This window comes from Micromonospora sp. Mcm103, from assembly GCF_024519755.1.
In the GTDB taxonomy this organism is placed as follows: Bacteria; Actinomycetota; Actinomycetes; order Mycobacteriales; family Micromonosporaceae; genus Micromonospora; species Micromonospora aurantiaca.
Map to the genome: position 1 here is coordinate 115,048 of NZ_JALJRJ010000010.1, position 16,726 is coordinate 131,773.

Here is a 16,726-nt window from a genome sequence, read left to right on the forward strand (position 1 = left end):
GCCCCGGCCTCCCCGCGCGGACCGGGCGGGTCGGACGCGCCGGGCGGGCCGGGGTCAACCCGGTCAGCCCGGTCAGCCCGGTCAGCCCAAGGCGATCCAGGCGATCAGGGCGACCACCACGACGGCGGCGACGGCCACACCGGCGATCAGCGGCAGGCGGGACGGCGCCGACGCCGACGCGGCCGGCTCGGGAGAATCGACGAATGCGCGGAACTGCGCGGTGTTGCCACTCGGGTCGGTGTAGTTCTCAGCCATGCGGCTGACCCTAGCGAAGCCCACCCGACCGGTCCGCCCCGCCGGGCCGCCACCTGCGGATCCGGTCGGCGGGATCGGGCAAACCCGGCCACCCGGTGGAGGCGGTAGCCGCCCGGGTGGCGACCCCGACCGGCCCGGACGGCGGGCGCGGACCGACCGCTCGGCTGCCTACCGTGCAGGTGTGAGGGGGCAGCGGCTGGTCGCCGCGCTGATGACGGCGCTGCTGGCCGGTTGCGGCCCGGCCGTGGCCACGTCCGACCCGGTCCCGGCAGGCGTCGGGCCCGCGCCGGAACGCTCGTACGCGGTGGGGATGCGGCAGTTCACGCTCGACCCGGACGGCAGGCGCCCACTGCCGGTCACCGTCTGGTACCCGGCCACCCCGTCTTCGCCCGGCCCGCCCACGTCTGCTTCCGCCACTCCCTCCGGCTCCCCCCGGGCCGTACCGGCGAGCCCCGGTCCGGCGCGCGGACCGCGCGTCCGGCCGGGAGCGCCGTTCGCCGCCGGACGGTTCCCGGTGGTCCTCTACAGCCACGGACTGCGCAGCCTGCCCGCGTTGCACGCGGCGCTGACCAGCCGCTGGGCCGCCGCCGGGTTCGTGGTGGTCGCGCCCACCTACCCGCGGACGAACCAGCGCGCCCGCGCGTTCACCCGGGAGGACGTCCGCAACCAGCCCGCCGATGCCTGGCGGCTGATCCGTCACCTGGTCCGGCTGGGCGCCCGCCCCGGCGATCCGCTCGGGGCGCACCTGGCGGTGGACCGGTTCGCCGCCGCCGGGCACTCGGCCGGCGGGCACACCACGCTCGGCATGTTCGCCTCCGGGCAGTCGTCCCCGCTGCGGGCCGGAATCGTGATCGCCGGTGGCCGCATGGTCGCCGGCCCCTCCCGGCCGCTCGCGCCGATGCTGTTCGTGCACGGGAGCGCCGACCGGATCGTGCCGGAGTCGATCGGCCGGGCCGCGTACGCCCGCTGTCTCGGGCCGGCCGCCTTCCTGAGCCTCACCGGTCAGGGCCACGGCGAATACCTGACACCGGGGCGGCCCGGCTTCCCCCAGGTGCTCGACACCACCACCGACTTCCTGCGCTGGACGCTCTACGCCGACCGCGCCGCCCTGCACCGCCTCCCCACCGACGCGACCGCGCCGGCCACCACCACCTTCACCACCCGAGCCCTCCCCACCTGACGCCCCCCCCCCGCCCCGCCCCGCCCCCGCCCCCTTTGTCTCGTCGATCATGAAGTTGACGGCGTTCGCTGTCCGGTTTGTCGCCGTCAACTTCATGATCGACGCTCCCCTGGGGCGGAGTGGGGTGGGTAGGGTGCCGGGGTGGGCAGGCTGGAGGGGCGGCAGCTGGGGGCGATCCGGGAGGTCGTCGATGTGGCCGGCGCATGCGGGATCGACGTGTGGCTGCGTGGCGGCTGGGCGATGGACTTCCACCTCGGCGAGGTGACCCGGCCGCACGTCGACGTCGACTGGTACTGCTGGCGGCGCGACGCCGCGACGCTGGCCGACCGGCTCGGCGCGCTCGGCTGGCGCCCCGATCCCCGGATGCCCGCCGCGACGCAGCTCGACCTGCTGCGCGACGACGTCGAGCTGAGCTTCGCGTACCTCGACCGGGACGCGGAGGGCCGGGTGGTCGTCGGCGCCGGACCGTGGGTGGGCACCATCCTGCCGGAGGGGATGCTGGCCGGGCCGCCCGGCCGGATCGGCGCGCTCACGGCGCCGGTGATCAGCGTGGCCGCGCAGATCGAGTTCAAGGAGATGTTCCCGGTCTGGATGCCGGAGCGCCCGCGCCGGCCCAAGGACGCCGCCGACCTGGCCCGTCTCCGGGCGTCAGCCGGTGGTCACCCGGAGCACTGACCGGGCCTGTCCGCCGCGATCGCGAGGCACAATCGAGTTCATGCGCCGTCGTCCCGTCGCCCTGCTCACCGCCGCCGTGCTCGGCGCCGCCCTCGCCGGCTGCTCGCAGCAGCCCACCGCTCCGGCCGGGCAGCCCGCTCCCGACGCTCCACCGACAAGTGCCGCGCCGACTCCGCGCGTACCGGCCGGCAAGGCGCCTGCGGAGAGCTTCGCTGTCGGCGTACGCCAGGTGAAGCTGAACCGCGACGGCGACCGGCCGTTGCCGGTGACGCTCTGGTACCCGGCGGCCGGCGCGGCCGGTGGCGGGGTCGAGCGGTCCGCCCCGGCGGCGGACGGGCGGTTCCCGGTGGTGCTGTTCAGCCACGGGCTCAGTGCCCGGCCGGAGGACTACCAGGCGCTGCTGACCCGCTGGGCGGCGGCCGGGTTCGTGGTCGCCGCGCCGCGTTTCCCGCACACCTCCCGGGGCACCGACGGCAACCCGCTGGACGTGCTCAACCAGCCGGCCGACGTGTCGTACGTGCTGACCCGGGTGCTCGCGCTCGGTGAGAAGGCCGGCGATCCGCTGCGCGGCCGGCTGGACCCGGAGCGGGTGGCCGCGACCGGGCACAGCGCCGGTGGCGTGACCACTATCGGGCTGTTCACCGCGGGCCGGGACGAGCGGCTGGACGCGGGAATCGTCTTCGCCGGCACCGCGCTCGGTGTGGGTACCGCGTTCGCCGGCGCCGCCGCGCCGCAGCTGTTCGTGCACGGCGAGGCCGACGAGGTGGTGTCGTACGCGGCGGGCAAGGCCGTGTACGACGCGGTGCCGTGGCCGAAGGCGATGCTCAGCCTGCCCAAGGGCGACCACGGCCGGGCGCTGCTCGGCGACGGCAAGGCGCTGGGCGTGGTCGCCGACACCACAGTCGAGTTCCTCCGCTGGACGCTCTACGGCGATCCGGCGGCGAAGAAGCGCCTCCCCGCCGACGCCGCCCGGGGCGGCCTGGCCACCCTGGACGACCGGCTCTGAGACGTCAGGAGGTGTGGTCGACGACCACCTTGCCGAAGACGTCACCGGAGTGCAGCCGGGCGAACGCCTCCTCGATCCGGCTGAACGGCACCACCCGGTCGACCACCGGGCGCACCTCGTGCTCGGCGCAGAACGCGAGCAGCTCGGTCAGCTCGTCCGGGGTGCCCATCGACGTGCCGAGGATCTCCAGCTGCATGGCGAAGACCCGGCGCAGGTTGATCTTCGGCTCGTGCCCGGAGGTGGCGCCCGAGACCACGATCCGGGCCGTCGGGGCGGCCGACTTCAGCGAGTGGTCGAAGGTGGCCGCGCCGACCGTCTCGATCACCACGTCGACCCGTTCCGGCAGCCGCGCGCCGGGTTCCAGCGCGGTCGCGCCCAGCTCGGCGATCCGCTCCCGCTTGCCGGCGTCGCGGCTGGTCGCGTACACCCGCTTGCCGAGTGCGACGCCGAGTGCGACGGCCGCGGTGGCCACGCCACCGCCGGCGCCCTGGACCAGCACCGACTCGCCGTCGGCGACCCGGCCCTTGGTGGTCAGCATCCGCCACGCGGTGAGCCAGGCCGTGGGCAGGCACGCCGCGTCGGTCGCCGACAGGCCGTCGGGCAGCGGCAGCAGGTTCATCCGGGGTACGGCGACACGATCGGCGAACGTGCCCTGGTAGTGCTCGGAGAGGATGGAGACCCCGCGCGGGTCACCTGGAGTGGGCACGACCGGGTAGATGACCACCTCGTTGCCGTCCGGGTCGGTGCCGACCGCGTCGCAGCCGAGGATCATCGGGAGCTGGCCGGCGGTGAGGCCCACACCGCGCAGCGACCAGAGGTCGTGGTGGTTGAGCGAGCTGGCCCGGACCTGCACGGTGACCCAGTCGTCCTGTGGGGCGGTCGGCTCGGGACGGTCGCCGACGGCGAGCGCGGCGAGCGGGTTGTCGGCGTCGAAGGCCGAGGCATAGGCAGCACGCATGATCGGCACGGTAACAAGCTGAGCAGGAGTTAAGAAGGGGCCCGTCCTCTACCGGAGGCGTTGGGAAGGGCCCCTTCCTTACATCTCAGCGGCGGGCGACGCCGTCGCGGCGGGCGGCCTCGGCGACCGCCTCGGCCACCGCCGGGGCGACGCGCGGGTCCAGCGGCGAGGGCACGATCGCGTCGGCGGTGAGCGACTCGGCGACCACGCCGGCGATGGCGTCGGCGGCGGCCACCTTCATCGAGTCGGTGATCCGGGTGGCCCCGGCGTCCAGCGCGCCCCGGAACACACCGGGGAACGCGAGCACGTTGTTGATCTGGTTCGGGTAGTCGCTGCGCCCGGTGGCGACCACCGCCACGTGCCGGGCGGCCACCTCGGGATGCACCTCCGGGGTGGGGTTGGCCAGCGCGAACACGATGCCGCCGGGGGCCATGCCGGCCACCGCCGCCTCCGGGATCTGGCCGCCGGAGACGCCCACGAGCACGTCCGCGTCGCGCAGCGCCTCGGTGATGCCGCCCTGCCGGCCCTCGGCGTTGGTGAGCTCGGCCAGCTCGGCCTTGGTGCCGGTCAGCTCGCGGTGCCGGCCGATGATGCCGCGCGAGTCGCACACCACCACCCGGTCCGGGTCGACGCCGCCGGCGATCAGCATCTTGGTGACCGCCACCCCGGCCGCGCCCGCACCGCTGACCGCCACCCGCAGGTCGCCGAGCTTGCGGTTGAGCAGCGTCGCGGCGTTGCGCAGCGCGGCGAGCACCACGATCGCGGTGCCGTGCTGGTCGTCGTGGAAGACCGGGATGTCCAGCGCCTCGTCGAGCCGGCGCTCCACCTCGAAGCAGCGCGGGGCGCTGATGTCCTCCAGGTTGATCCCGCCGAACGAGGGCGCGAGCGCCTTGACCGTGGCCACGATCTCGTCCACGTCCTGGGTGTCCAGGCAGACCGGCACCGCGTCCACGCCTGCGAACTGCTTGAACAGCACCGCCTTGCCCTCCATCACGGGCAGCGCGGCGCGCGGGCCGATGTTGCCCAGACCGAGTACGGCGGACCCGTCGGTGACCACCGCGACGGTGTGCGACACCCAGGTGTAGGTGTCGGCGAGCGCGGGGTCGGCGGCGATCGCCTCACACACCCGGGCAACCCCCGGGGTGTACGCGAGGGAGAGGTCCTCGCGGCTGGTCAGCGGCACGGTGGAGGCGACTGCCATCTTGCCGCCGACGTGCAGGCGGAAGACGGGATCGGCGGGGTCCGGGGTGGACGAAGACATGGTGACTCCAGGATCTGTCGAGCAGACGGACCGGCCGGCGTGGTCAGCGGTGGTCAGCGACCGGCGGCGCGGCGGTGCGGGGGTCACCCGGGCACTTTTCGAGCATAGTCACGCTTCGGCACCCAGTATGTGAGCGGGGTCATATCCGCTCCGGTCGTCACCCGCCCCTGACCCGTCCCGGACGCGGCCACCAGCGTGCCACCACCCGGCCGCGGACGTCGGCCACCCCGTACGCCCGGGAGTCGTCGGCGACGAACTCGTTGTCGCCGCGCAACCACCATCCGCCGTCGCGCGGTTCCACAGCCCGCTTCACGACGAGCAGGTCGGGACGGCTGCGGAACACCGCGACGACCACGTCACCGGGGCGTACCGCCCGGCCTTTCGTGCGGACCAGCACCGCGTCGCCGTGACGCAGCGTCGGGGCCATGGACGGGCCGGTCACCAGCACCGGCACCAGCGGGCCGCGCAGGGCCGGAGGTTCCCCGGTGGGCGCCATGTCACCTCCCAGCCCCGGAAGGCGTCTCCAGGAGTAATGTCGTCTTGGATCATCGCAAACAACCCATGGAGGACCCTGATGCGCCTTCCCCGCATCCTCACGCCCCGGGTGACGGCCAGCGCTCACTGCGACCTGCCCTGCGGCGTATACGACCCGGCCCAGGCCCGGATCGAGGCCGAGTCGGTCAAAATGATCTGCGAGAAGTACCAGGCCAACACCGACCCGGAGTTCCGCACCCGCGCCATCCTGATCAAGGAGCAGCGGGCGGAGCTGGTCAAGCACCACCTGTGGGTGCTCTGGACCGACTACTTCAAGCCGCAGCACTTCGAGAAGTACCCGCACCTGCACCAGCTGTTCAACGAGGCCACCAAGCTGGCCGGCGCGGCCGGCGCCAAGGGCGGCACCGACCCGGCCAAGGCCGACGAGCTGCTGGCGAAGATCGACGAGATCTCGAAGATCTTCTGGGAGACCAAGCAGGCGTGACGTCGCCCGACGGCACTCCGACGATCCGGCCGGTACGTCCCGAGGACGTACCGGCCGTCGTCGCCATGGTGCACGAACTCGCCGAGTACGAGCGCGCGCCCGAGCAGTGCCACCTCACCACGGCACAGCTCGACGCGGCGCTGTTCGGCCCGTCCCCGGCGCTGTACGGCCACGTCGCCGTCGACGCCTCGGACCGGCCGATCGGCTTCGCGCTCTGGTTCCTCAACTTCTCCACCTGGGCCGGCGTGCACGGCATCTACCTGGAGGACCTCTACGTCCGCCCGGACGCCCGGGGCACCGGCGCGGGCCGGATGCTGCTCGCCACGCTGGCCTCGATCTGCGTCGAGCGCGGCTACCAGCGCCTGGAGTGGTGGATGATCCACTGGAACCCGGCGGCCCGCTTCTACGCCGCGATCGGCGCCACGCCGATGGACGAGTGGACGCCGTACCGCCTGGCCGGGCCGGCGTTGCACGAGCTAGCCACGCACGCGACCGCCGCGCCCACGCGCCCCGCCCGCTGACCGGGTAGAGTCCCGCACCGGGGGGAGGAGCCGTGACTCAACTGACCGGGCACCCGACGACTGATGACGACGTCGTCCACCTCACCGTGCCCGCCGACGGTGGTTACCTCGGCGTGCTCCGCACCGCCACGGCCGGCCTCGCGGCCCGGCTCCAGTTCGCCCTCGACGAGATCGAGGATCTGCGCATCGCCGTCGACGAGGCGTGCGCCATGCTGCTCGCCATCGCCACCCGCGACGCCGAGCTGGAGTGCCGCTTCGCGGTCACCGACGACGCCCTCACCGTCGAGGTGACGGTGCCGACGGTCCGGGGCGCCACGCTGCCGTCCGAGTCGTCGTTCGCCTGGAAGGTGCTGACCGCGCTGACCACCGGGGCGAACGCCCACGCGTCCGGCGGCCGGGCCACCATCTCGCTGCTGACCCGCCGCGCCGGCATCTACTGACCGTCGCGGGGGCCACGGCCCCGGCGGCGCTCAGGCGGCCGGCTCGCCGAAACCCAGCGCGCGGTTGGTCGGACCGCTCACCAGCAGCCCGACCATGCCGATCCCGAGCGCGATCAGCGGCACCCCGAGCCAGCCCATGCCGCCCTCGATCATGAACCAGCCGACCGGCAGCAGCATGAGCTGAAGCACGATGGCCGGCGCGCGGGCACCGGCGCGGCGGCGGGACAGCGCGCCGCCGAGCGCCCAGAGCGCCACCGCGCCGCCGACCGCGAAGACGGTCACCAGCAGCGCCGAGGTCAGATCCGTCGTGTCGGCGGTGAGGTCGGACCAGATGAGCCACACCGCGATCAGCCCCAGCGCCACCGCCTCGGCACGTAGCAGGAGCACCGCGGCGCGCAGCGTGCCGGGGAGCGGGTCGGAGTCGATCGTCACGGGCGCCACGATACCGGTGGGTAGTCGCGGTACAGTGCCGCCCATGCGGGCCGTCCTGGTGGTCAATCCGAAGGCCACCACCACCAGCGAGCGCAGCCGGGACGTGCTGGTCCGGGCGTTGCGCAGTGAAGTCGACCTGTCGGTGCGGTACACCCGCCGGCGGGGCCACGCCATGGACCTGGCCCGGGAGGCCGCCCAGGAGGGCGTCGACCTGGTCGTCACGCTCGGCGGCGACGGCACCGTCAACGAGGTGGTGAACGGCCTGATGGCGGCGGAGCCGCCGACGTTCCGTACCGGACAGACCTCGGCCGAGCGGTTGCCCGCGCTGGCCACCGTGCCGGGCGGTTCGACGAACGTCTTCGCCCGCGCACTCGGGCTGCCCCGGGAGTGGCCGGACGGCACCAGCATGATCCTGGAGGGGCTGCGGCTGGGCCGGTCCCGCACGATCGGGCTGGGCCGGGCCGACGACCGCTACTTCACGTTCTGCGCCGGCTTCGGGCTGGACGCGGCGGTCATCCGCCGGGTGGAGCAGGCCCGCAAGAAGGGGCGCGTCTCCACCCCGGCGCTCTACTTCCGCTCCACCGCGGGTCAGTACTTCGTCGGCTCGGACCGCCGTCACCCGTCGATCACGCTGGAGCGCCCGGGTGAGGCGCCCGCGACGGAGCTGGCCACCGCGATCATCCAGAACACCGCCCCGTGGACGTACCTGGGCGACCGGGAGATCAACCCGAACCCGGAGGCGTCGTTCGACCTGGGGCTCGACGTGCTCGCGTTGCGGCGGCTGCGGGTCGCCAGCACCGCCCGTACGGCGGTGCAGTTCTTCTCGAAGCGACCGGATCCACACGGCAAGCAGGTGCTGCGGCTGCACGACGTGGCGGAGTTCACGCTGGTCTCGGAGCGCCCGTTGCCGTTCCAGGTGGACGGGGACTACCTCGGCGAGCGGGAGAAAGTCCGATTCACATCCGTACCGGCCGCACTGAGAGTAATCTGCTAGGTCTCGGGTATCCCAGTCGGTTGACGCGGACCCCCCGCCGCGCGGGCGCGGTGGCCGCCACGCCGAGGAAGGGTGCCGGAAATGTCAGCAACGTCACGCAGACCGTACTACATTGATTATCGACTGTGGCACGCCGGGTAACCAGGGCTCTGGCAAACTCGGACAAATGGGTGGTGAGCCCGCTCACTGTTCGGAGTTTTTCCGAGCGCCACCCTTGACATCGCTGTAGTTCGTGAAAGTATTCACAAGCGAACTCGTGTTGCCGGGACATTGCCTGGATATGCTCGTTCGGTTGAGCTGTTCCAGCAGGTCCGGGCACCCCACAGCCTGCTCACGCTGCGCCGAATTGATGGATGCTGACCGTCACCATTCGGCAATGCGGACGCATATAGAAATAGCAACGAAGCGTTATCTGGCCACCCACTAAGAATGAGGAGTGTTGCCGCCATGGACTGGCGCCACGATTCGGTCTGCCGCGACGAGGACCCGGAGCTGTTCTTCCCGATCGGGACGTCCGGCCCCGCCCTCCTTCAGGTGGAGCAGGCGAAGGCCGTCTGCCGGCGCTGCCCCGTGACCGACCAGTGCCTGCAGTGGGCGCTGGAGTCCGGTCAGGACGCCGGCGTCTGGGGTGGGATGAGCGAAGAGGAGCGTCGCGCGGTGAAGCGCCGCGGCGGCCTCCGGGTGCTGCGCGCTCACTCCGCCTGACCCGTACACGCTGATCGCCCCGGCCGGGCTTCCGGCCGGGGCGTTCTGCTGTCCCGGACCGGGTCAGCCCGCCACCGCCGCCACCCGCCGCCGGACCAGGTCGGCCAGCTCCGGCAGGTCGGTCAGGGGATCCGCCACCGCCACCGCGCCCGCGGAACGGGCCGACGCGCGTACCCCGTCGTGGAACCGGCCCGGCGCCAGGAAGTAGGCGGCCACCGCGACCCGGCGGGCGCCCGCCGCGCGCAGTCGCGTCACCGCGCCGCCGACCTCCGGGGGCGCCGCCGAGGCGTACGAGACGCGGCAGGGCACTCCGAGCCCGGCGCCGAACGCCGCGGCGACCCGGCCCACCGAGGCCCGCGCCGCCGGATCCCGGGTACCGGCCGCCGCCAGCACCACCGCGTCCAGCCCGTCCGGCCCGTCACCGGTCGCCTCCGCCAGACGGCGGCGCAGCCCGTCCAGCAGCCCGCCGTCCACCCCGCCGCCGGTCGGCCCCAGCACGTCCGTCACCCGTACCTCGATGTCCGCGCCGGCCGCCGCGACCGCCGCCGGGATGTCCACCTTCCGGTGGTACGCGGCGGTCAGCAGCAGCGGCACCAGGACCGCCCGGGAGTGACCGGCGGCGGCCAGCCCGCGCAGCACCTCGGCCGGCCCGGGATCGGTGTGGTCGAGCCAGCTCGGCAGCACCGGACGACCGGGGCAGGTGTCCGCCACGACCCGGGCCAGCGCCCGGGTCGCCTCCGCCGCGCGCGGGTCACGGCTGCCGTGGGCCACCAGCACCACCGGCGGCCCGGCGCTCAGGTGTGCAGGCCGCACTCGGTCTTCTCGAACATCGCCCAGCGCCCGGCGCGCGGGTCCTCCCCCGCCTTCGTCCGCCGGGTGCACGGCCAGCAGCCGATCGAGCCGTAGCCGCGGGCGAACAGCTCGTTGACCGGGATGTCGTACCGGGCCACGTAGGCGTCCACCTCCCGCTGCGTCCACGCCGCGATCGGGTTCACCTTGACCTTGCCGCGCCGCGCGTCGAAGCCCACCACCGGCGTGTTCGCCCGGGTCGGCGACTCGTCCCGGCGCAGCCCGGCGGCCCAGGCGTCGTACCCGGACAGCGCCCGCTCCAGCGGCTCCACCTTGCGCAGCTGGCAGCAGTCGTCCGGGGACCTGTTGAACAGGCGCGGACCGTACTGGCCGTCCTGCTGCCCCACAGTCATCCGCGGCCGGATCGAGCGCACGCGTACCGGCATCCGCCGGGCCACCTCGTCGCGGACCCGCAGCGTCTCCGGGAAGTGCAGCCCGGTGTCCAGGAACACCACGTCGACGCCGGGCGCGACCCGGGAGACCAGGTGCGCCACCACGCCGTCGGCCATCGAGCTGGTCACGCAGAACCGCTCGCCGAACGTCTCCACCGCCCACCGGGCGATCTCGATCGCCGGGGCGTCGGCCAGCTCCCGGCCGGCCTCCTCGGCCAGCGCCCGCAGCTCCTCCGGGTCGCGGCGCGTCGGCTCGGCCGCGCCGATCAGGCCGAGGCCGGCGGCCGAGACGAGGCCGCTCACCGGGTCACCGCCCGGCCCAGCAGGCCGGTGAACCTCACCGCGAAGACCCGCGCGCAGGCGTGGCACTCCCAGGCGCCGTGCCCGGCCTCGTGCGGTCGCAGGTCCTCCTCCCCGCAGTACGGGCAGTAGAGAGGCGCAGATCTGGCGTCGCTCATCGGAGCTCCTCCTCGTCGGCTCTGATCACCCAGTTGGCGAACGTCTCACCCTCGGTCCGGCCGGCCAGGTAGCGGCGGGCGAGCCGTTCCACGTACTCCGGAAGCTCCTCGGCGGTGGTCTTCAGACCGCGCAGCTTGCGGCCGAAGCCGGCGGTCTGCCCCTGCGCCATGCCGAGGCCGCCGCCGAGGTGCACCTGGAAGCCTTCGACCTGCCGGCCGTCCGGGCCCACCACGAGCTGGCCCTTGAGCCCGATGTCGGCGACCTGGGTGCGGGCGCAGGCGTTCGGGCAGCCGTTGAGGTGGATGGAGATGTCCGCGTCGAAGTCGCGCAGCCGCTCCTCCAGGCGCGCGACCAGTTCCTCGCCGCGCCGCTTGGTCTCGACGATGGCGAGCTTGCAGAACTCGATGCCGGTGCAGGCCATCGTGCCGCGCCGCCAGGCCGACGGCCGGGCCTCCAGGCCGATCCCGCGCAGCGCCGTGACCAGCTCCTCGGTCCGCTCCGGCGCCACGTCCAGCACGAGCAGCTTCTGGTACGGGGTGAGCCGCACCCGGTCGCTGCCGTGCGCCTCGACCACGTCGGCGAGCTGCGCCAGCTGGGTGCCGGACACCCGGCCCACCACCGGGGCCGCGCCCACGTAGTTCGCGCCGTCGCTCTGCCGGTGCACGCCGATGTGGTCGACCGGCTTCGCCGGCAGGTCGGCGGCCGGACCGTCGAGCAGCGTGCGGCCCAGGTACTCCTTCTCCAGCACCTCCCGGAAGCGCTCCACGCCCCAGTCGGCGACCAGGAACTTCAGCCGGGCCCGGTTGCGCAGCCGGCGGTAGCCGTAGTCGCGGAAGATACCGACCACACCGGCCCACACGTCCGGCACCTCGTTCAGCGGCACCCAGACACCGAGCCGCTTGGCGAGCATCGGGTTGGTGGAGAGCCCGCCGCCGACCCACACGTCGAACCCGGGCCCGTGCTCCGGGTGCTCCACGCCGAGGAACGCGATGTCGTTCGCCTCGTACGGCGTGTCGACCAGCCAGGAGATCGAGGTCTTGAACTTGCGGGGCAGGTTGGAGTACGCCTTGTCGCCGACGTACCGGCGGACGATCTCGTCGATCGCCGGCGTCGGGTCGAGCACCTCGTCGCGGGCCACCCCGGCGACCGGGCTGCCGAGCACGATCCGGGGGCAGTCGCCGCACGCCTCGGTGGTCTGCAGGCCGACTGCCTCCAGCCGGCGCCAGATCTCCGGCATGTCCTCGACCCGGATCCAGTGGTACTGGATGTTCTGCCGGTCGGTGATGTCGGCGGTGTCCCGGGCGAACTCGCGGGAGATGTCCGCGATCACCCGGAGCTGGGCCAGGTTGAGCTGGCCGCCGTCCACCCGGACCCGGAGCATGAAGAACTCGTCCTCCAGCTCGTGCGGCTCCAGCACGGCGGTACGCCCGCCGTCGATGCCGGCCTTGCGCTGGGTGTAGAGGCCCCACCAGCGGAACCGGCCGCGCAGGTCCTGCGGGTCGATCGAGGCGAAACCGCGGTGGGCGTAGATGTTCTCGATCCGGTCCCGCACGTTCAGCGGGTCGTCGTCCTTCTTGATCCGCTCGTTGGGGTTGAGCGGCTCACGGTGTCCGAGCGCCCACTGCCCCTCGCCGCGTGGCCGGCGGGGCGCACGGGCGGCAGGCGCCGGGGTGTCGGGACGGGTCGGGGTGCTGCTGACCGCCATCGCGGCGTCCTCCATGGTCTGCTGCGGTGCCTGGAGCGCGGACGCGGCGGCCGGCCCTGAAGAGGGCCGTGGACGGCGATGTCGATGACGGCCGGCGCGAGTACGCGCCCGAGACGGAAAGGTCGGGCGTCGTCAGTGGGCCGGACAGATCGCGCTGCGCACGCGGCCGTAATCGACGTGGCGACGAGCCACGAAGCGGCGGACGACAGCGGCGGTCATGTGCCTCATGCTGCCACACCACGCCCCGCACGACCACAGCTCCGCACTGTGATCCCACATCACGGGCCCACCACCCGAGATCGACCCCCATCCACCCCCGCCCACCCACCCACTCTGTTGATCATGAGGTTGGCGGGGACAAAAGGGACGGTGAGTGCCGTCAACTTCATGATCGACCGGGTCGGGCCCGCGCCCGGGGTGGGAGAGGGTGGGGCCGGGTGGGTGGGAATTGGTGGAGCGGGCGGGGTGACGGCGACCGGCGTGTGACGCTGCGGGGGTGAGGAGGTTCGCGCCCGCGTCTGTTCGCGCCCTTCCCGGCTGGGCGGTGTGGGTGACGCCGGGCCTGCTCACGCTCGTGGTGACGCTGGCGGGCATCGGGCACGCCCAGCCGTGGCGGGACGAGCTGGCCACCTGGAGCGCCGCCACCCGCCCGCTCCCCGACCTGGCCCGGATGACCCGCACGATCGACGCCGCCACCGGCCCGTACTACCTCCTCATGCACGGCTGGACCGCGCTGGCCGGTACGTCGCCGACGGCGTTGCGGCTGCCGTCGGCGCTCGCGATGGCGGTGGCCGCCGGGTTAACCGCCCGCCTCGGCGCGGTGCTCGTCGGCCGTCGCGCCGGGCTGCTGGCCGGACTGCTGTTCGCGGTGCTGCCGGTCACCTCGCGGTACGGCCAGGAGGCCCGCCCGTACGCCCTCGCGACGCTGCTCGCCGTGCTGGCCACGCTGCTGCTGGTCGAGGCGCTGCGCCGCCCGGGGCGGTGGCGCTGGGCCGGGTACGCCGCCGCGGTCGCCGCGCTCGGGCTGCTCCACCTGCTCGCGCTCACGCTGCTCGCCGCGCACGCGGTGGTGGTGCTGCTGGTCGCCGCACATGGCCCCGCGGGGGTCGTCGATCCGCCCGGCCAGTCCCGAGCCCAGATGCCCGACGCGAGCCGGCCACGCCGCAGACACCTGTGGCGTTCCACCCAGCCACGAGATCGAACGCGAGTGGAACACCACGGGTGTCACGGCGCCCCGCAGACACCCACGGCGTTCCACCCAGCCACGAGGTCGAACGCCGGTGGAACGCCACGGGTGTCACCGCATCCCGGGAGCAGGGAGCATGGCACGGACGCACCGGAAGCGGAACCGCAGAACGTGACCGGCGAGGCTCGGGAGGCGCTGGCCGGGTGGCTGCTGGCGCTGCTGCCGGTCGTCGTGCTCGTCACCCCACTGGCACTCGTCGCTCGGGGACAGCGCGGTCGACAGCTCGACTGGGTGGACCCGGCGCGCCTGCCCGACCTGGCGGCACTACCGGGCGCGCTGGCGCAGAGCGGCGTCGTCGGCGGGTTCGTGCTCGCGCTCGCGGCGCTCGGCACGGCCCGGCTGGGTCGCCGGGCGCTGCTGCCGGTCGCCGCCGTACTGCTGCCGGTGCTGCTGGTCTTCGCCGCCGGCACGATGGTGCCGCTGTGGGTGACCCGCTACCTCGTCTTCACCGTGCCGTTCGCCTGCGTACTGGCCGGCGCCGCGCTGGCCACCGCGCGGGTCACTCCCGCACCGACCCGAACGCCGGGCACAGCAACGCCCGCCGAACCGGAGCGCACGGCGACACCCGCCGCGGCCGGCCGCGCTGCCGCGCCCGCGGAAGCAGAGCAAGGACCGACGTCGCCGCGCGGACGGGTCGCGGCGGGAATCGCGGTGGTGGTCCTGGCCGGGCTGCTCGGGCTGCCCGATCAGGCGGCGCTGCGCCGTACCCATGAGTGGCCGCGCAGCGCACCGGTCGACTACGCGGGCGCGGCCGGGATCATCCGCGCCGAGCAGCGACCGGGCGACGCGATCGTCTACTCGCCCCGGGACGGCTGGCTGTTCCCGGATCTCGGCATGGCGTACCACCTGGGGCCGAGGCTGCCACGCGACGTGCTCGTGGTCCGCGACCAGCGTCAGGACGCGAGCCTCTGGGCCGTGGAGTGCGACGACCCGGCGCGGTGCCTGGCCGGGGTGGACCGGGTGTGGCTGGTGGTCACCGGCCGCCGCGCCGACCCGCTGGCGGCGGTGCCTGGTGCGAAGGGCGACGCGCTGCGCGCGGGCTACACGGTTCGGCGGGTGTGGCCGCGGCCGGGGATCACGGTGGCCCTGCTCGTCCGGTGAGGCGGTCGGTGGTACCGCGGGCCAGCGGTACGACGATGGCCGCCTCGGTGCCGCCGTCGGCGCCGTTGCGCAGCTCGATGGTGCCGCGCAGCTCGCCGGTGACCAGCGCCCGGACGATCTGGAGGCCCAGGTTGCCGCCGCGCTCGGCGTCGAACTGCTCGGGCAGTCCCCGGCCGTTGTCGGTGACTGTGACGTGCAACTGCTTGCGGGCCCGGTGCGCGGTGACCACCACCTCGGGCCGGGGCGCGGTGACCTCGGCCTCGGGCCGGGGGGCTTCCGCGGGCGAGGGGGCAGCGGTCTCCTCGTCGGCCGGCGGGAAGCCGTGTTCCACGGCGTTGAGCAGCAGTTCGTTGAGCACCATCACCAGCGAGGTGGCGATCTCGGCGGGCAGGATGCCGAACGTGCCGCGGCGGCGCATGCCCACGCTCACCTCGGTGGCGGCGACCTCGGTGGCGGCGCTGGCGACCCGGTCCACGATGCCGTCGAACTCGACCGCCTCGTCGCTGGACAGGGAGAGCGTCTCGTGGACGAGCGCGATCGAGGCGACCCGGCGTACCGATTCTTCCAGCGCCACCCGCGCCTCGGGCATGGCGACCCGCCGGGCCTGGAGGCGCAGCAGCGCGGCGACGGTCTGGAGGTTGTTCTTCACCCGGTGGTGGATCTCCCGGATGGTGGCGTCCTTGGTGATCAGGGCGCGGTCGCGGCGGCGTACCTCGGTGATGTCGCGGACCAGCACCAGCGCGCCGATCGGCACTCCGGCGGGCATCAGCGGCAGCGCCCGGGTGAGCATGGTGGCGCCGCGGGCGTCGATCTCCCGGCGGGGCGGCGCCTCGCCGCGCAGCGCGGCGAGCACGGCGTTGCCCGCGTCGGTGCCTTCGAGGGGGTCGCCGGCGAGCCGGCGGTGCAGCTTGGCCAGGTCCTCCCCGACGAGGTGGGAGGCGTAGCCGAGGCGGCGGTACGCGGACTGCGCGTTCGGGCTGGCGTAGGTGACCTTGCCGTTGGCGTCGAGCCGCACCAGACCGTCGCCGACCCGGGGTGCCGAGGTGGTCTCGCCGGGGTGCCGGGGCGGCGGGAACGTGCCGTCGGCGATCATCTGGGCGAGGTCGTCGGCGGTGGTCAGGTAGTTCAGTTCGAGTTGGCTCGGGGTGCGCGCGGTGGACAGGTTGGTGTCCCGGCCCACCACGGCGATCACCTCGCCGGCTTCACCGTCGCCGGTGCGCAGCCGGACCGGGATCGCCTCGTGGCGGGCCGGGACGTCGCCGTACCAGACCGGGTCGCCCTCGCGCCAGATCCGTCCCTGCCGGTGGGCCACCTCCAGGTGGGCCACCTCGGCCCCGCCGACGATGCGCCCGACCTGGTCGTCCAGGTAGGCGGTCGGTGCGGTGGTGGGACGGACCTGGGCCACGCAGAGGAACGTGCCGTCACCGTCCACCGGCACCCAGAGCAGCAGGTCGGCGAAGGACAGGTCGGACAGCAGCTGCCAGTCGCCGGCGATCCGGTGCAGGTGGTCGATGTCGGCCGGGCGGAGCGCGGTGTGCTCCTCGGCGAGGTCACGGAGGGTGGACACG

19 protein-coding genes are annotated in these 16,726 nt (G+C 73.8%); 9 read left to right on the forward strand and 10 right to left on the reverse strand.

The genetic code is table 11. The features are described from left to right. Positions 1-81: 81 nt before the first annotated feature. Positions 82-255, reverse strand: coding sequence for a hypothetical protein (locus tag OC439_RS14885; RefSeq protein WP_262013929.1), 174 nt, complete (start codon positions 253-255; stop codon positions 82-84). A 181-nt stretch (positions 256-436) separates the two neighbouring features. On the opposite strand from OC439_RS14885, the gene OC439_RS14890 reads away from it, so the two are divergent. From OC439_RS14890 to OC439_RS14900, 3 genes are all read left to right on the forward strand, one after another. Next, complete coding sequence (locus OC439_RS14890; protein WP_262013930.1) at positions 437-1,435, forward strand: alpha/beta hydrolase family protein; 999 nt, start codon at positions 437-439, stop codon at positions 1,433-1,435. 141 nt (positions 1,436-1,576) lie between these two features. Further along, positions 1,577-2,110, forward strand: coding sequence for a nucleotidyltransferase domain-containing protein (locus OC439_RS14895; RefSeq protein ID WP_262013931.1), 534 nt, complete (start codon positions 1,577-1,579; stop codon positions 2,108-2,110). A gap of 40 nt (positions 2,111-2,150) precedes the next feature. Further along, complete coding sequence (locus tag OC439_RS14900; protein WP_262013932.1) at positions 2,151-3,116, forward strand: alpha/beta hydrolase family protein; 966 nt, start codon at positions 2,151-2,153, stop codon at positions 3,114-3,116. A 4-nt stretch (positions 3,117-3,120) separates the two neighbouring features. Here the strand turns inward: OC439_RS14900 and OC439_RS14905 are convergent, their stop codons facing one another. From OC439_RS14905 to OC439_RS14915, 3 genes are all read right to left on the reverse strand, one after another. Then, on the reverse strand, positions 3,121-4,074 hold the full coding sequence (locus OC439_RS14905) for a zinc-binding dehydrogenase (RefSeq protein WP_262013933.1): 954 nt from the start codon (positions 4,072-4,074) through the stop codon (positions 3,121-3,123). Between the two features lie 85 nt (positions 4,075-4,159). Further along, positions 4,160-5,335, reverse strand: coding sequence for an NADP-dependent malic enzyme (locus OC439_RS14910; RefSeq protein WP_262013934.1), 1,176 nt, complete (start codon positions 5,333-5,335; stop codon positions 4,160-4,162). Positions 5,336-5,492: 157 nt separating this feature from the next. Next, on the reverse strand, positions 5,493-5,831 hold the full coding sequence (locus OC439_RS14915; RefSeq protein ID WP_262013935.1) for a S24 family peptidase: 339 nt from the start codon (positions 5,829-5,831) through the stop codon (positions 5,493-5,495). Positions 5,832-5,909: 78 nt separating this feature from the next. On the opposite strand from OC439_RS14915, the gene sodN reads away from it, so the two are divergent. Genes sodN through OC439_RS14930 form a run of 3 tightly spaced genes read left to right on the forward strand, consistent with a single transcriptional unit; the run spans position 5,910 to position 7,275 of the window. Beyond that, complete coding sequence (gene sodN / locus OC439_RS14920; protein WP_135241884.1) at positions 5,910-6,314, forward strand: superoxide dismutase, Ni; 405 nt, start codon at positions 5,910-5,912, stop codon at positions 6,312-6,314. Further along, positions 6,311-6,835 (forward strand): GNAT family N-acetyltransferase, encoded by a 525-nt coding sequence (locus OC439_RS14925; protein WP_262013936.1) that lies wholly within the window; start codon positions 6,311-6,313, stop codon positions 6,833-6,835. Before sodN ends, OC439_RS14925 begins: the two co-directional genes overlap by 4 nt. A 32-nt stretch (positions 6,836-6,867) precedes the next feature. Next, complete coding sequence (locus OC439_RS14930) at positions 6,868-7,275, forward strand: ATP-binding protein (RefSeq protein ID WP_262013937.1); 408 nt, start codon at positions 6,868-6,870, stop codon at positions 7,273-7,275. Between the two features lie 30 nt (positions 7,276-7,305). On the opposite strand, the gene OC439_RS14935 is transcribed toward OC439_RS14930, so the two are convergent. Next, entirely contained in the window at positions 7,306-7,707 is a 402-nt protein-coding gene (locus OC439_RS14935; protein ID WP_262013938.1) for a hypothetical protein, read from the reverse strand. A 43-nt stretch (positions 7,708-7,750) separates the two neighbouring features. Here OC439_RS14935 and OC439_RS14940 point away from each other — a divergent pair, with 43 nt between their 5' ends. Beyond that, the gene (locus tag OC439_RS14940) at positions 7,751-8,701 is read left to right on the forward strand and encodes a diacylglycerol/lipid kinase family protein (protein ID WP_262013939.1); all 951 of its coding nucleotides are present in this window, start codon (positions 7,751-7,753) and stop codon (positions 8,699-8,701) included. Between the two features lie 447 nt (positions 8,702-9,148). After that, positions 9,149-9,406 (forward strand): WhiB family transcriptional regulator, encoded by a 258-nt coding sequence (locus tag OC439_RS14945; RefSeq protein WP_013288358.1) that lies wholly within the window; start codon positions 9,149-9,151, stop codon positions 9,404-9,406. 63 nt (positions 9,407-9,469) lie between these two features. On the opposite strand, the gene OC439_RS14950 is transcribed toward OC439_RS14945, so the two are convergent. The 4 genes from OC439_RS14950 to OC439_RS14965 are packed head-to-tail and all read right to left on the reverse strand — an operon-like array spanning position 9,470 to position 12,811. Beyond that, positions 9,470-10,219 (reverse strand): sirohydrochlorin chelatase, encoded by a 750-nt coding sequence (locus OC439_RS14950; RefSeq protein WP_262013940.1) that lies wholly within the window; start codon positions 10,217-10,219, stop codon positions 9,470-9,472. Next, the gene (locus tag OC439_RS14955) at positions 10,201-10,950 is read right to left on the reverse strand and encodes a phosphoadenylyl-sulfate reductase (protein ID WP_013288360.1); all 750 of its coding nucleotides are present in this window, start codon (positions 10,948-10,950) and stop codon (positions 10,201-10,203) included. The genes OC439_RS14950 and OC439_RS14955 overlap by 19 nt, the downstream gene beginning before the upstream one ends. Then, a complete protein-coding gene (locus tag OC439_RS14960; protein WP_262013941.1) occupies positions 10,947-11,105 on the reverse strand; it encodes a hypothetical protein in 159 nt (52 codons plus the stop codon). The genes OC439_RS14955 and OC439_RS14960 overlap by 4 nt, the downstream gene beginning before the upstream one ends. After that, positions 11,102-12,811 (reverse strand): nitrite/sulfite reductase, encoded by a 1,710-nt coding sequence (locus OC439_RS14965; RefSeq protein ID WP_262013942.1) that lies wholly within the window; start codon positions 12,809-12,811, stop codon positions 11,102-11,104. Before OC439_RS14965 ends, OC439_RS14960 begins: the two co-directional genes overlap by 4 nt. A 496-nt stretch (positions 12,812-13,307) precedes the next feature. Here OC439_RS14965 and OC439_RS14970 point away from each other — a divergent pair, with 496 nt between their 5' ends. Further along, positions 13,308-15,158, forward strand: coding sequence for a glycosyltransferase family 39 protein (locus OC439_RS14970; RefSeq protein WP_262013943.1), 1,851 nt, complete (start codon positions 13,308-13,310; stop codon positions 15,156-15,158). Here the strand turns inward: OC439_RS14970 and OC439_RS14975 are convergent. Beyond that, entirely contained in the window at positions 15,133-16,725 is a 1,593-nt protein-coding gene (locus tag OC439_RS14975) for a PAS domain-containing sensor histidine kinase (protein WP_262013944.1), read from the reverse strand. The genes OC439_RS14970 and OC439_RS14975 overlap by 26 nt on opposite strands. Position 16,726 lies beyond the last annotated feature (1 nt).

What these genes read in the sequence shown, in the direction of transcription:
- OC439_RS14885 (WP_262013929.1), bottom strand. Translation starts at nt 255, where the DNA reads ATGGCTGAGAACTACACCGACCCGAGTGGCAACACCGCGCAGTTCCGC.
- OC439_RS14900 (WP_262013932.1), top strand. Translation starts at nt 2,151, where the DNA reads ATGCGCCGTCGTCCCGTCGCCCTGCTCACCGCCGCCGTGCTCGGCGCC.
- OC439_RS14905 (WP_262013933.1), bottom strand. Translation starts at nt 4,074, where the DNA reads ATGCGTGCTGCCTATGCCTCGGCCTTCGACGCCGACAACCCGCTCGCC.
- OC439_RS14910 (WP_262013934.1), bottom strand. Translation starts at nt 5,335, where the DNA reads ATGTCTTCGTCCACCCCGGACCCCGCCGATCCCGTCTTCCGCCTGCAC.
- OC439_RS14915 (WP_262013935.1), bottom strand. Translation starts at nt 5,831, where the DNA reads ATGGCGCCCACCGGGGAACCTCCGGCCCTGCGCGGCCCGCTGGTGCCG.
- sodN (WP_135241884.1), top strand. Translation starts at nt 5,910, where the DNA reads ATGCGCCTTCCCCGCATCCTCACGCCCCGGGTGACGGCCAGCGCTCAC.
- OC439_RS14940 (WP_262013939.1), top strand. Translation starts at nt 7,751, where the DNA reads ATGCGGGCCGTCCTGGTGGTCAATCCGAAGGCCACCACCACCAGCGAG.
- OC439_RS14945 (WP_013288358.1), top strand. Translation starts at nt 9,149, where the DNA reads ATGGACTGGCGCCACGATTCGGTCTGCCGCGACGAGGACCCGGAGCTG.
- OC439_RS14960 (WP_262013941.1), bottom strand. Translation starts at nt 11,105, where the DNA reads ATGAGCGACGCCAGATCTGCGCCTCTCTACTGCCCGTACTGCGGGGAG.
- OC439_RS14965 (WP_262013942.1), bottom strand. Translation starts at nt 12,811, where the DNA reads ATGGCGGTCAGCAGCACCCCGACCCGTCCCGACACCCCGGCGCCTGCC.